Genomic DNA, 13,195 nt, shown 5'->3' with positions numbered 1-13,195 from the left:
TACCCGGAAGGCTTTTTATATCACTTTCGCCGGTTTGATAAAGCCGGGCCTGCCGGAATGCGCCACGTATACCGCGAGTATTTTTCCGCGGAAAAAGACAGCAAGCCTGTCTCCTGTTTCCGGCCAGGTCTCCGGTTTTTTCAACACGGCACCGTTCTTTACTTTCTCTGCTAATGTATCACTAATTTCCCATTTCGGCAAATGGCGGATCCCGGCCTCGAGCGGGTAGAGCAGGCTTTCCCTGTCGCCGGTTTCCGCGGCTTTTTCAATCTCCTGAAAGGTGGCGCATTGTTCCTTTGAAAAACCGCCTGCTTCAATTCTTGTAAGATTGGACATATGTGCCGGATAGCCGAGCTTTTCTCCGATCATAACAGCAAGCGTGCGGATATAGGTGCCTTTGCTGCATGAAGCGCGGAAACGGAACGACACAACCGGCCCTTCAAAATATTCCCGCCCGTCCAATAGTTCAAGGCTGTAAATTTGCACATTCCTTTTAGGGCGTTCCACTTCGATGCCCGCCCGCGCATATTCATACAACCTTCTTCCGTTCACCTTGACGGCGGAAAACATCGGCGGGATCTGGGTAATATGCCCGGTAAACGAAGCGAGTGCGGCTAAAATTTCTTCCCGGCTGATCGGCCGGCTAATTTCCTTTTTTTCAATGATATCGCCGGAAGCATCTTCTGTCGTCGTTGAAATCCCGATCGTTGCTTCACCTTCGTAAGTTTTGCCGGCATCCTGAAGGTATTCGGCAATCTTTGTCGCACGCCCGATGCAAACCGGGAGGACCCCTTCCACATCCGGATCAAGCGTGCCGGTATGGCCTGCTTTTTTTGTGCCGAAAAGCTTCCGGATTTTAAAAACACAGTCATGGGAAGTCATCCCCGCCGGTTTCCAGAGCGGTAAAATGCCATCCATGGCGCCACTTCCTTTCGCAAATCCAATAGAATCACTCAAAAAAAGGAAACTTACCGAACCGTGTTCCGGCTCCGATCAGTTTCCTGAAACATTCATTCATCCGTGTCATGGATTTTTTTGATCAGCGTCTCAATGCGGTTGCCGTATTCGATGGATTCATCGATTTCAAAAATCAGTTCAGGCGTTTTGCGGAGCCGGATCCTTTTGCCAACTTCCGAGCGGATAAAGCCTTTTGCTTTTTCCAGGCCGTCAAGGGTGTCTTTCTTTTGTACCTCATCGCCGAGGACGGTGAGGTACACTTTTGCCTGCTGAAGATCGCCTGTTACTTCCACATCGGTTACAGTGACAAAGCCGACACGCGGATCTTTTAGTTTTCGCCCGATAATGTCGCTCAGCTCTTTTTTCATTTGCTCGCCAACCCTATTTGCACGAAGATTCATCAATCACACCTCATTTATAGCCATTCAATATTTGTTTCAAGACGCTCCCATTCAGGGAAGGAATCCAGAAAGAGAATTGCCCGCTGCAATTCTCTTTCAGCCGCCGCCCGGCTTGAAGCAACGGTCACGACTTCAACGAGGGTCCGCTGCCAGGCATCCTGGAAATCCATTTCACCGGCTGCAACATTATATTTTTGCTTTAGCCGCGTCAATATTCTTTGCAGCACTGCCCTTTTTTCTTTCAATGAACGGGCATCATAAATGCGAAATTCGCAACGGGCGCTCCCAATCATGCTCTTTCAATTTCCTCCATGATAAAGGACTCGATGACATCTCCTTCTTTGATGTCATTAAAGTTTTTAATCGTAATCCCGCATTCATATCCCTGGTTGACTTCTTTCACATCATCTTTATAGCGTTTCAGCGTATCAATTACACCTTCATAAATGACCACGCCGTCACGGATGACGCGCACGCCGCTGTCACGGGTGATTTTTCCGTCGGTGACATAGCCGCCCGCAATCGTGCCGATCCGTGATACTTTAAACGTCTGCCGCACTTCAACCTGGCCGATGATTTTTTCTTTGTATTCCGGATCAAGCATCCCTTTCATGGCAGATTCGATTTCTTCGATCGCTTTGTAGATAATGCGGTGCAGGCGGATATCCACTTTTTCCGTTTCGGCTGCGCGTTTGGCGTTATTATCCGGGCGGACATTAAAGCCAATAATAATCGCATTCGAAGCGGAAGCAAGCGTCACATCGGATTCATTAATCGCGCCGACGCCCGTATGGATAACGTTAATGTTGACGCCCTCCACATCAATCTTTTGCAAAGCGGCGGTCAATGCTTCTACAGAGCCTTGCACATCCGCTTTGACAATCACATTTAATTCTTTCATTTCCCCTTGCTTCATTTGCTCAAACAACGTGTCAAGGCTGACGCGCGCGGTTTCGTTACGGTGCGCCTGGACAGCCTGTTGTTTCCGCGCTTCCCCGACCTGGCGGGCTGTTTTCTCATCTTCAAAGACAACAAAACGGTCGCCGGCTTCCGGTACATCATTTAAACCGGTAATTTCAACAGGCGTGGACGGCCCTGCTTCTTTCACGCGACGGCCGAGATCATTGACCATCGCACGGACGCGCCCGTAAGTGTGACCGACTACAATCGGGTCGCCGATGCGCAAAGTGCCGTTTTGTACGAGCAAAGTGGCAACCGGGCCCCTGCCTTTATCAAGGCGCGCTTCAATAACCGAACCGAGTGCGCGGCGGTTCGGGTTTGCTTTCAGTTCTTCCACTTCGCTGACAAGCAAAATCATTTCAAGCAGATTGTCAATCCCTTCACCGGTTAGAGCAGAAATCGGGACAAAAATCGTATCCCCGCCCCAGTCTTCCGGAACCAGATTGTATTCCGTCAGTTCCTGCATGACTCGTTCGGGGTTCGCTGTCGGTTTATCAATTTTATTGACCGCAACAATGATCGGAACGCCGGCTGCTTTCGCGTGGTTAATGGCTTCCACTGTCTGCGGCTTCACGCCGTCATCGGCAGCAACAACAAGCACGGTAATGTCCGTCACTTGCGCCCCCCGCGCACGCATTGTTGTAAAGGCTTCATGCCCCGGCGTGTCTAAAAATGTAATTTTTTTGCCGCCTACTTTCACCTGGTATGCACCGATATGCTGGGTAATCCCGCCTGCTTCTCCGGCGGTGACTTTTGTATGGCGGATGGAATCGAGCGTTGTCGTTTTCCCATGGTCAACATGGCCCATAATGGTGACAACCGGCGGGCGGACTTCGAGGTCTTCTTCACGGTCTTCCGTAAAATACGTTTCCAGATCCGTCTGGTCAACGATCACTTTTTCTTCCACTTCAACGCCGTATTCCGAAGCAATCAGTTCAATGGCGTCTTTGTCAAGCTGCTGGTTGATCGTTGCCGCAACGCCGAGCAGGAACAGTTTTTTAATAATTTCGGAAGGTTCCCTGTAGAGCTTCTTCGCAAGTTCCGCAACGGTCAGCGATTCTGTGAACGTAATTTTTTCAGGCAGTTCTTTTACCTTTTGGACCGGCTGCGGCTGCGGTTTGAAGTTTTTATTTTTCCGGTTATTTTTCTTTTGTTTGTTAAACGGCCGTCCGTTGTTGCCGCGGTTTCCGTTATTGCTACGGTTTCCATTGCCACTGTTGCGGTTATTCCCGTTGTTCCGGCTGTTCCCGCTGTTTTGATTATTCCTGTTGTTGCCCGCGGCTTGGGTGTTTCCATTGCTCCGGTTGTTGCTTGTGTTCTGGCTGTTTCCGTTATTCCGGTTGTTACTTGCAGCCTGGCTTTTTTCGTTATTCCGGTTGTTGCTTGCGGCCTGGGTGTTTCCATTGCTCCGGTTGTTGCCGCCGGTTTGGCCGTTCCTGTTATTCCGATTGTTGCCGCCCGTTCTGCTCTTCCCATCGCTGCGGTTGCTGCCGCCAGAGCGGTTATTGTTATTGTTTCTGCTGTTTCCGTTATCCCCTTGGTTTTTGCTGTTTTGGCCGTTTCCGTGATTCGGCTTCTGGTTTTCGCGCCGGGTGCGGTTTTCGGGTTTGTTTCCTTGTCGGTCCCCGGTTTCGGACCTGGTGCTTCTTTCATTTCTGGTCGGCCCGTTTTGCCCGTTTTTCTTGCCATCCTGCTGATTTTTGCCGCTGTAAACCGTATCCAGCTTCCTTACTATTTCCCCATCGATCATTGACATATGATTGGATACCTCTATATTCATTTGTTTTAGTTTCGTGATAATTTCCTTACTTGATGTATGATGAGCTTTCGCATATTCGTAAACACGTATTTTGCTCATGTCGTCACCCCCACCTATGATTCATCGAGCAGTTCAGCAAGTTTTTCCGCAAATCCGCGGTCACTTACTGCCACTGCGACTCTCGCCTCTTTCCCAATGGCTTTTCCAAGCATTTCCCTCGTCTCTATCCACCGTACCGGTACATGATAGAAACGGCATTTGTCTAACAATTTTTTTGACGTATTGGATGAGGCATCTTTTGAAAGCAATACAAGTTTTGCCTGGCCTGCCCGGATTTCTTTCAGGACAGGCTCCTCTCCCGAAACGATCTTTCCTGCCTTGAACGCAAGGCCTAAAAGGGACATTGCCTGCTTCCCGTTCATGATTTTTGTTTATTCTCCTTTTTTTCCTTTTGAATAAACGCGATGATTTCATCGTAAAAAGCATCTTCTACAGCGGCACCAAGATGGGATGAGAGAATATTTTTTTTCTTTGCCAACAGCACCGCTTCCTCGTCTTTTGAAAGATAGGCGCCTCTTCCTGACTTTTTCCCGGTCGGGTCAATCGAAACATCGCCTTCCTTGGAACGAACGATACGGACCATTTCTTTTTTCGGTTTCATTTCTCCCGTTGCTACGCATTTTCTCATCGGAATTTTCTTACGTGTCGCCATCAGCCCCACTCCTTATTCGATCTCTTCATCTTTCCCGCCGTTTTCAGGCAGATCCGCTTCTTTCGCATCCGGTACGGCCAGTGCTTCGGAAGTGCGGCCGGCATCATCGTCATCAAAAAGCCCCGGTGTTTCCCCGTCTATGTCATCATTGGTTTCAGAACGCGGATAAATGCCTGACTCCCTTGCATCCGTTTCGCTCTTAATATCAATTTTCCAGCCTGTGAGTTTCGCGGCAAGCCGGGCGTTTTGGCCGCGTTTCCCGATTGCAAGCGACAGCTGGTAATCCGGAACGATGACCGTTGTAGCCTTATTGTTTTCGTCAACAAGCACATCAAGCACTTTTGCAGGGCTTAACGCATTTGCTACAAATTTAGCCGGGTCGTCCGACCATTTTACAATATCAATCTTTTCCCCGTGAAGTTCATTTACAATCGCCTGGACGCGCTGCCCTTTAGGCCCGACGCATGCGCCGACAGGATCAACCTCCGGGCGGTCGGTGTAAACCGAAATTTTCGAACGGTCCCCTGCTTCGCGGGCGATCGAACGGATTTCTACGATGCCATCGTAAATTTCCGGCACTTCAAGTTCAAACAGCCGTTTTAAAAGGCCGGGATGGGTGCGCGAGACAAAAATTTGCGGCCCCTTTGTTGTCCGTTCGACTTTTGTAATGTAGACCTTAATCCGGTCATGCGGGTTGTACGTTTCATTCGGGGATTGTTCCCCCGGCGGCAGCAGTGCTTCTGTTTTTCCGAGGCTGACATACGTAAAACGCGGATCTTTCCGCTGCACAATCCCGGTCATGACCTCGTCTTCACGGTCGATAAATTGATTGTAAATGATTCCCCGTTCCGCTTCCCGGACGCGCTGCGTGACAACCTGTTTTGCTGTCTGTGCGGCGATCCGGCCAAAATCTTTCGGCGTGACTTCCAATTCGACAACATCGCCGATTTCATAAGACGGATTGATTTTCTGGGCATCTTCAAGCGAAATTTCAAGGCGCGGGTCAAATACTTCTTCAACCACGTCTTTACGCGCGAACACACGGATCGTCCCGTTCGCCAGATTTAAATCCGTCCTTACATTCTGTGCTTGGTTAAAATTGCGGCGGTATGCCGATACAAGCGCGGCTTCGATGGCTTCAACGAGCACATCCCGCGAAATTCCTTTTTCTTCTTCAAGTATCGTAAGCGCATCTACCAGTTCTGAGCTCATGGAAATTGGATCCCCCTTCATTTTTTGAAAAATGATGCATTTTTAAAATTCAACGGCAAGCCGTGCGTTGGCCACTTTGTCATACGGAATTTCCTTCTCGATTTTCTTCGTTTTCACTTTACATTCTAATGTTAGGCACCCGTTGTGAAAAGCAATCAATTTTCCCTGGAACGTTTTCTCCCCGTCAAGCGGTTCATACGTTTTCACGAGGACGGTCCGGCCGACAGCACGTTCAAAGTCACGCGCTTTTTTTAACGGGCGTTCCGCACCCGGGGAGGAAACCTCAAGGAAATAATTATGGGGAATCGGGTCCGCTTCATCGAGCTTTTCCCCGAGCCGTTCGCTGACGAGCCCGCATTCTTCGATATCGACCCCGTTTTCTTTGTCAATATAAACACGAAGAAACCAGTTTTTTCCTTCTTTGACGTATTCAATATCAACAAGTTCAAGGCCGAGCCCTTCCACAACCGGGGATGCCAGTTGTTCCACCACTTCAACGACTTTACTCATGCTGACCTCCTCAAAAATCCGATTTAAAACACGAAAGAGCGGGGTGATGGCCCCACTCTTTCGCACGAGCGTTTATCCGTAGTATTTCCATAAAAAACTATACCATAACAGGCAAAAAAAAGCAAACAGCGGTCCTTAACCCGTATTTAGAAAAGCGACAGCTGGTTCTGCTCCGGCAGCGACTCTAAGCAGCCGTGCCCGTCAAGGTATTCCATAATCGTTTTGGAGACTTTTCCGCGGCGCTGCAAGTCTTCTTTTGAAAGGAATTCACCTTCTTCACGCGCTTTTACGATATTGACCGCGGCGTTTGTACCAAGACCCGGAATCGCATTAAACGGCGGAATGAGCGAATCGCCGTCAATGACAAACTTGTCTGCTTCCGATCGATACAAATCAATCGGCTGGAAGCGGAAGCCGCGCGCCGTCATTTCAAGCGCCAGTTCGAGCACGGTCAGCAAACTTTTCTCCTTCGCCGATGCGTCCATCCCTTTTGCATTAATTTCACTGATTTTTGCCTTGATGGAATTCGAGCCGTGGATCATGACATCGAGATCGAAATCCTCCGCGCGCACCGTAAAATACGTCGCATAGTAGATCAGCGGATGGTACACCTTGAAGTAAGCGATCCTTACCGCCATCAGCACATAGGCGGTGGCGTGGGCTTTCGGGAACATATATTTAATCTTTTTGCACGATTCAATATACCAATTTGGCACGTTTTGCTTGATCATTTCCTCTTCCATTTCAGGCGTGAGCCCTTTCCCTTTCCGTACCGATTCCATAATTTTAAAAGCAAGGGACGGCTCTAAGCCCTGATAGATTAAATAGACCATAATATCGTCCCGGCAGCCGATTACTTCAGGCAGGGTGCATGTGCCGTTTTGGATCAGTTCCTGGGCGTTGCCGAGCCATACGTCCGTTCCGTGCGAAAGCCCTGAAATCTGGACCAGTTCGGCAAAAGTCGTCGGTTTTGTATCTTCGAGCATTTGGCGCACAAACTTTGTGCCAAATTCCGGAATGCCGAGCGTGCCGGTTTTGCACATAATCTGCTCTTCCGTAACCCCGAGCGGTTCCGGCCCGCTGAAAATTTTCATCACTTCCGGGTCATCGGTCGGGATCGTTTTCGGGTCAATCCCGCTTAAGTCCTGGAGCATGCGGATGACGGTCGGATCATCGTGCCCGAGTATATCAAGCTTCAAAATATTATCGTGGATCGAGTGGAAATCAAAATGCGTTGTCCGCCATTCCGAATTGTGATCGTCCGCCGGATACTGGATCGGCGTAAAATCGTATATATCCATATAATCCGGGACGACGATAATGCCACCCGGATGCTGGCCGGTCGTCCGTTTCACCCCGGTGCAGCCCTGGACAAGCCGGTCAATTTCCGCGCTCCGGAATGTCAGATTATGGTCCTGGGCATACCCTTTTACATAGCCGTAGGCCGTTTTTTCCGCAACCGTGCCGATCGTGCCGGCGCGGTATACATACTCTTCGCCGAACAACACTTTTGTATAGGCGTGGGCGCGCGGCTGGTAATCGCCCGAAAAGTTCAGGTCAATATCCGGTACCTTGTCCCCTTTAAAGCCAAGGAACGTTTCAAACGGAATATCATGGCCGTCTTTTTTGTATTTTGCCCCGCACGCCGGGCAGTTTTTATCCGGCAGGTCAAAACCGGAACCGACCGAACCGTCATTGAAAAACTCGGAATGCTTGCAGTTCGGGCACACATAATGCGGCGGGAGCGGGTTGACTTCGGTGATTTCCGTCATCGTTGCAACAAGCGAAGAGCCGACAGACCCCCGCGAACCGACAAGGTAACCGTCATTCAATGATTTCTTGACAAGTTTATGGGCAATCAGATAAATGACCGCAAATCCGTGACCAATAATGCTTTTTAGCTCTTTTTCAAGCCGTGCTTCGACAATTTCGGGAAGTGGATCCCCGTAAATCCTTTTCGCGCGCTTATAGCTTTGCTCGCGGATTTCTTCTTCCGCCCCTTCAATTTTCGGCGTGTACAACTCATCTTTTACCGGCTTGACGTCCTCGATTAAGCCGGCAATTTTATTCGTGTTGTCAACCACGATTTCTTTTGCCTTTTCTTCGCCTAAAAACGAGAAGCATGCAAGCATTTCATCCGTCGTGCGGAAATGCACGTCCGGCAGCCGGTGCCGGTTCAGCGGATTGGCACCGCCCTGGGAGCTGATCAGGATTTTCCGGTAAATTTTGTCTTCGGGGTTTAAATAATGGACATTGCCTGTTGCGACAACCGGCAGATTTAATTTTTCCCCGAGCCTGACGATTTTCGTGATGATTTCTTCAAGCGCCTTTTCATCCCTTATCAGTTCCTGGTCGATGAGCGGGGCGTACACTTCTTTCGGATGGACTTCAAGATAATCATAAAAGCGGGCGATCTCCTCTACTTCCGCCGGATCTTTCTGCATCATGCCTTCAAATACTTCGCCTTTGTCACAGCCGGACCCGACGAGAATGCCTTCCCGGTACTTTTGCAGCTCGGAACGCGGAATACGCGGCACACGGTAAAAGTAATCGATATGGGAAAGAGAAATCAGTTTAAATAAATTTTTCAAGCCTTCCTGCGTCCGGACAAGCAGCGTGCAGTGCGACGGGCGCGCCCGCTTGTACGCGCCGCCTTCCCCCATATACTGGTTCAGCTCGTCATGGTATGTGATCCCCCGGTTACGGGCGTCTTTCAGCATTTTTAAAAAGATTTGTCCTGTTGCTTCCGTATCGTAGATTGCGCGGTGGTGCTGGGTCAGTTCCACATTGAATTTTTTCGCGAGCGTGTTCAGCCGGTAGTTTTTGAAATCCGGATATAAAAACCGTCCGAGTTCGAGCGTATCAATGACGGGGTTATTGGATTTCGGCAGCCCGGCTTTTTTCAGGCCAACGTTTAAAAACCCGATGTCGAACGAAGCATTGTGGGCTACAAGCACCGCGTCGCCAATCCATTCATTGTATTCTTTCAACACTTCGGAAATGTCCGGCGCATCTTTTAACATATCGTCGGTAATATGGGTCAGCTCAATAATCGTATTGGACAGCGGACGTCCGGGATTGGCAAACCGTTCAAACGTATCGACCACTTCGCCGTCTTGGATTTTCACCGCAGCGATTTCGATGATCGTATCATAAACGGCAGATAATCCCGTTGTTTCAACGTCAAAGACGACATATGTCGCTTCATCAAGGTGGACGTGCGCATCATTATAGGCAATCGGCACCCCGTCGTCGACAAGATTGGCTTCAACGCCGAAGATGACTTTTATACCGTTCTTTTTGCCGGCGCTGTAAGCTTCCGGAAAACTTTGCGCGACGGCGTGGTCTGTGATCGCAATCGCCGGATGGCCCCATTTTTTTGCCTGGGCGACAAGGGTAGACGCGGAAGTGACCGCATCCATCTGGCTCATCGGCGTATGGAGATGGAGTTCGACCCGCTTCTCATTTTCCGGCGCATGGTCTTTCCGGACGCGCGGGGCTACTTCAGAAAGATCGTTGGCGATCATGACCAGATCACGGACAAACGTATCGTTCTGGATGCTGCCGCGCGCACGCAGCCACATCCCTTTCTTCACGCGGGCAAATTGTGCGGCATCTTCCTTATCCCGCGAAAACATCTTCACGAGAATGGAGCTCGTATAATCGGTGATTTTTAACGTCAAAAGCGTCCGCCCGCTGCGCAGTTCTTTCGTTTCGACGTCAAACACATAGCCTTCCACCGTAATCCGCCGTTCTTCATCAACAATCTCGGAAAGGCGGCGGATATCATCATCGGGCGGGATTCTCAGCCCGATCATAAGCGGTCCCGCGTCGTGCGTTTCTTCCCCGCTCTGTTGCTCATTCACGTGCTTCTGCATTTCGAGAACGGCCTGTTTTGCCCGTTCCTCATCTTCTTTTTTCTTTTCTTCCATAAATTTGGCGTATGCTTCACTTGCTTCAGGTGCCGCCGAAATTTCCGTGTCAAACATCAGCTGCGGAAAACCGGCCCGTTCGTAAAAACGGACGATCCATTCCCCGTATTTTTGTTTTAATGTCGCTGCTTCCGGTTCATTGCGGCCGGTTACCACCAGCTTATTGCCGGAAAGTGACGGCACCTGCTCCGCAAGTAGGGACAAAAGCATCGGCGACATGCCTTCCAGTTCTCCTAGGCACGCTTTCCAGTAATCGGCAATCAGCGCCGGCCCAAAAGAAGGGTCTTTCGCCCGGATTGAAAAACGGACGTCGGCAATATGCTGAAAAGCCTGGCGCAAACGGGTTGTAAATGTCAAGTACACTTCAAAGGGGAGAATTTTTTCGAGCAAAAAATAAAAATGCCATCGCTTTGACTGGCGTTCCACAACTAGTTTTTCAATTTCTCCGTATTTAAAATGCTCGTAAAACCTGTCATCAAGCAGTTCCAGCTGCCGGAGCAAAATCTGGAACCTTTCTTTCTTTCCGGCGGGATTTTCAATCATCTTGTCCTCTCCCATCCTTTTTCATTCAATCTATCTTTATCTTAAAAAACAAGCGTCCCGAATGCAATCTTTCCGGAATTTTTCCCGGTAGTGTTGAAAGGTTCGGGTGTTGAAATTTTCCAGGCAAAACATTTTCTGCCTCTTTTTTGCAGGAAAAGAAGAGAAGCACCGGCCGGTAAGCCGATGCCCCTGTCATGAAGCAAGTTGTGCTAAAATATTAGAAATTGTCTCGGCCAAATCCTCTTTTTTCACTTCGAGCACTTCCCCGGTTTTTCTGATTTTCACTTCGACGATGCCTTCCGCCGCTTTTTTCCCGACGGTTACCCGGACAGGCAGGCCGATCAGGTCGGAATCCGCAAATTTCACACCCGGGCGCTCGTTTCTGTCATCCATCAAGACGGTAAACTGCTTTTCAAGTTCCGCATGGAGCGATTCTGCAAGGGCGGATTGTTGGGCATCCTTCATATTTACCGGAACGAGATGCACGTCAAACGGCGCCAGATTGACAGGCCAAACAAGCCCTTTATCATCGTTATGCTGTTCGCACACTGCTGTTAAAGTGCGGGAGACACCAATCCCGTAACACCCCATCAACATGACCTGCTCCCTGCCGTTTTCGTCTAAAAAGGCGGCGTGCATGGCCTCACTGTATTTTGTGCCGAGTTTGAAAATATGCCCGACCTCTATGCCGCGTGCAAACCGGATCGTTCCCTTTCCGTCCGGTGACGGGTCGCCTTCCTGGATATTGCGGAGATCCCCATATAGATCGACGCGGTAATCCCTCTCCGGATTCGCATTCACATAGTGGAAGTCATTCTCATTGGCACCGCAAATGCCGTTGACTACATAGCGGACGGCGTGATCGGCCAAAATCCGGATCTGTTCCGGCGCGCCGACAGGGCCGAGCGAACCGGGATCCGCCCCCATGATCGACTTGATGGCTTCCGGATCTGCCATTTCAATCGTTTCAGAACCGAGAAGATGTTTGACTTTGACTTCATTTACGTCATGATCGCCCCTGACCAGCACAATGACATATTCATCATCCGCTTTCAGCACAAGGGTCTTCAGGCATTTTTCAGGATCTGCCTTTAGAAAGTCCGCAATTTGCGCGATCGTTCTTTGCCCCGGGGTCGGAATTTTTTCGAGCGGTTTTTCCGCTTCATCCGGCTTTGTGTAAACGGTCTTCACTTCCGCCATTTCAATATTTGCCGCATAATCGGATGAGTCGGAATACGCAATGGTGTCTTCCCCGATTTCAGACAGCACCATAAACTCCTGCGTATCTTTCCCGCCGATCGCGCCCGAGTCCGCCAATACGGCGCGGAAATCCAGTTTGCACCGCGAGAATATATTGGTATAAGCCCGATACATATCCTTATACGTCTCATCAAGGCTCTCTTTGTTGGCATGGAAAGAATACGCGTCTTTCATGATGAATTCCCGTCCGCGCAGCAAGCCGAAACGCGGGCGCTTTTCATCCCGAAATTTCGTTTGAATTTGGTATAAAGAAAGCGGCAGGCGTTTATACGATTTTACTTCGTTCCGAATTAAACTTGTGATCACTTCTTCATGCGTCGGCCCGAGCGCAAAGTCCCGTTCATGCCGGTCCTTAAGGCGCATCAAATCCGGCCCGTAAGAATACCAGCGCCCCGATTCCTGCCACAATTCCGCCGGCTGGAGGGACGGCATCAGCAATTCCATGGAACCGATAGCTTCCAATTCTTCGCGGATAATCGCTTCAATTTTATGTAAGACTTTTTTCGCGAGCGGCAAATACGTATAAACACCGCTTGCAATTTGCCGTATGTAACCGGCACGGAGCAGCAGCTGATGGCTTTTCACCTCGGCTTCTGCCGGTACGTCCCGCAATGTCGGAATAAACAATTTGCTCTGTTTCATACATCGCACTCCCGTATTCATTTATTATAGATCAGTCGCGTTGATTACGTTCCTTCGTTTCTATTCCCCCGATTCAGCAAACCAGGTCCAAGGTTGGATGGTAAGAGATTGTAAATCAAAAGCCGGGCCAGGGTGCTAGAAATGCAGATTTTAAAAGGGATCCGCACGGTAAAAATACGAAGATTTGGCGTTGCTTGTGAAGACGAGCGGGCCAAACCGGGCTAATGGCGGATCAAAAATGCAAATCCATTTTATAACCGTCTCCGTATAGCAGGTAAGGAAGCAGGCCCTTTTGCAACAGGGCCCG

Annotated in this window: 10 protein-coding genes; all 10 read right to left on the bottom strand. The window is 49.7% G+C overall.

Translation table 11 applies throughout. The features are described from left to right. Positions 1 to 15: 15 nt before the first annotated feature. Positions 16 to 918 (bottom strand): tRNA pseudouridine(55) synthase TruB, encoded by a 903-nt coding sequence (truB, locus tag NFR98_RS00545; protein WP_014095410.1) that lies wholly within the window; start codon positions 916 to 918, stop codon positions 16 to 18. Positions 919 to 1,010: 92 nt separating this feature from the next. Then, positions 1,011 to 1,358 carry a 30S ribosome-binding factor RbfA gene (rbfA, locus tag NFR98_RS00540; RefSeq protein ID WP_014095411.1) on the bottom strand — a complete coding sequence of 116 codons (348 nt, stop codon included), beginning with the start codon at positions 1,356 to 1,358 and terminating at the stop codon, positions 1,011 to 1,013. Between the two features lie 14 nt (positions 1,359 to 1,372). Further along, positions 1,373 to 1,651, bottom strand: a complete 279-nt coding sequence (locus NFR98_RS00535; protein ID WP_014095412.1) for a DUF503 domain-containing protein — start codon at positions 1,649 to 1,651, stop codon at positions 1,373 to 1,375. Next, entirely contained in the window at positions 1,648 to 4,176 is a 2,529-nt protein-coding gene (gene infB / locus NFR98_RS00530) for a translation initiation factor IF-2 (protein ID WP_017551545.1), read from the bottom strand. The genes NFR98_RS00535 and infB overlap by 4 nt, the downstream gene beginning before the upstream one ends. 14 nt (positions 4,177 to 4,190) lie before the next feature. Further along, complete coding sequence (locus NFR98_RS00525) at positions 4,191 to 4,499, bottom strand: YlxQ family RNA-binding protein (RefSeq protein WP_014095414.1); 309 nt, start codon at positions 4,497 to 4,499, stop codon at positions 4,191 to 4,193. Then, positions 4,496 to 4,789: an RNase P modulator RnpM gene (gene rnpM, locus NFR98_RS00520; RefSeq protein WP_014095415.1), complete on the bottom strand. Its 294-nt coding sequence runs from the start codon at positions 4,787 to 4,789 to the stop codon at positions 4,496 to 4,498. Before rnpM ends, NFR98_RS00525 begins: the two co-directional genes overlap by 4 nt. Before the next feature lie 12 nt (positions 4,790 to 4,801). Continuing rightward, complete coding sequence (gene nusA / locus NFR98_RS00515; protein ID WP_017551544.1) at positions 4,802 to 6,001, bottom strand: transcription termination factor NusA; 1,200 nt, start codon at positions 5,999 to 6,001, stop codon at positions 4,802 to 4,804. A 42-nt stretch (positions 6,002 to 6,043) separates the two neighbouring features. Next, positions 6,044 to 6,511: a ribosome maturation factor RimP gene (gene rimP, locus NFR98_RS00510; RefSeq protein WP_017551543.1), complete on the bottom strand. Its 468-nt coding sequence runs from the start codon at positions 6,509 to 6,511 to the stop codon at positions 6,044 to 6,046. Positions 6,512 to 6,657: 146 nt separating this feature from the next. Next, positions 6,658 to 10,986, bottom strand: coding sequence for a PolC-type DNA polymerase III (locus NFR98_RS00505; RefSeq protein WP_035181738.1), 4,329 nt, complete (start codon positions 10,984 to 10,986; stop codon positions 6,658 to 6,660). Between the two features lie 192 nt (positions 10,987 to 11,178). Continuing rightward, the gene (locus NFR98_RS00500) at positions 11,179 to 12,888 is read right to left on the bottom strand and encodes a proline--tRNA ligase (RefSeq protein WP_014095419.1); all 1,710 of its coding nucleotides are present in this window, start codon (positions 12,886 to 12,888) and stop codon (positions 11,179 to 11,181) included. Positions 12,889 to 13,195: the final 307 nt, after the last annotated feature.

Source organism: Weizmannia agrestimuris (assembly GCF_943193165.1).
Taxonomy (GTDB): Bacteria; Bacillota; Bacilli; order Bacillales; family Bacillaceae_C; genus Weizmannia; species Weizmannia faecalis.
The sequence above is the reverse complement of the archived record's forward strand: the minus strand, read 5'-3'. Positions and strand labels throughout refer to the sequence as shown.

What these genes read in the sequence shown, in the direction of transcription:
- NFR98_RS00535 (WP_014095412.1), bottom strand. Translation starts at nt 1,651, where the DNA reads ATGATTGGGAGCGCCCGTTGCGAATTTCGCATTTATGATGCCCGTTCA.
- truB (WP_014095410.1), bottom strand. Translation starts at nt 918, where the DNA reads ATGGATGGCATTTTACCGCTCTGGAAACCGGCGGGGATGACTTCCCAT.
- infB (WP_017551545.1), bottom strand. Translation starts at nt 4,176, where the DNA reads ATGAGCAAAATACGTGTTTACGAATATGCGAAAGCTCATCATACATCA.
- NFR98_RS00525 (WP_014095414.1), bottom strand. Translation starts at nt 4,499, where the DNA reads ATGAACGGGAAGCAGGCAATGTCCCTTTTAGGCCTTGCGTTCAAGGCA.
- rbfA (WP_014095411.1), bottom strand. Translation starts at nt 1,358, where the DNA reads ATGAATCTTCGTGCAAATAGGGTTGGCGAGCAAATGAAAAAAGAGCTG.
- nusA (WP_017551544.1), bottom strand. Translation starts at nt 6,001, where the DNA reads ATGAGCTCAGAACTGGTAGATGCGCTTACGATACTTGAAGAAGAAAAA.
- rnpM (WP_014095415.1), bottom strand. Translation starts at nt 4,789, where the DNA reads ATGGCGACACGTAAGAAAATTCCGATGAGAAAATGCGTAGCAACGGGA.
- rimP (WP_017551543.1), bottom strand. Translation starts at nt 6,511, where the DNA reads ATGAGTAAAGTCGTTGAAGTGGTGGAACAACTGGCATCCCCGGTTGTG.
- NFR98_RS00500 (WP_014095419.1), bottom strand. Translation starts at nt 12,888, where the DNA reads ATGAAACAGAGCAAATTGTTTATTCCGACATTGCGGGACGTACCGGCA.
- NFR98_RS00505 (WP_035181738.1), bottom strand. Translation starts at nt 10,986, where the DNA reads ATGATTGAAAATCCCGCCGGAAAGAAAGAAAGGTTCCAGATTTTGCTC.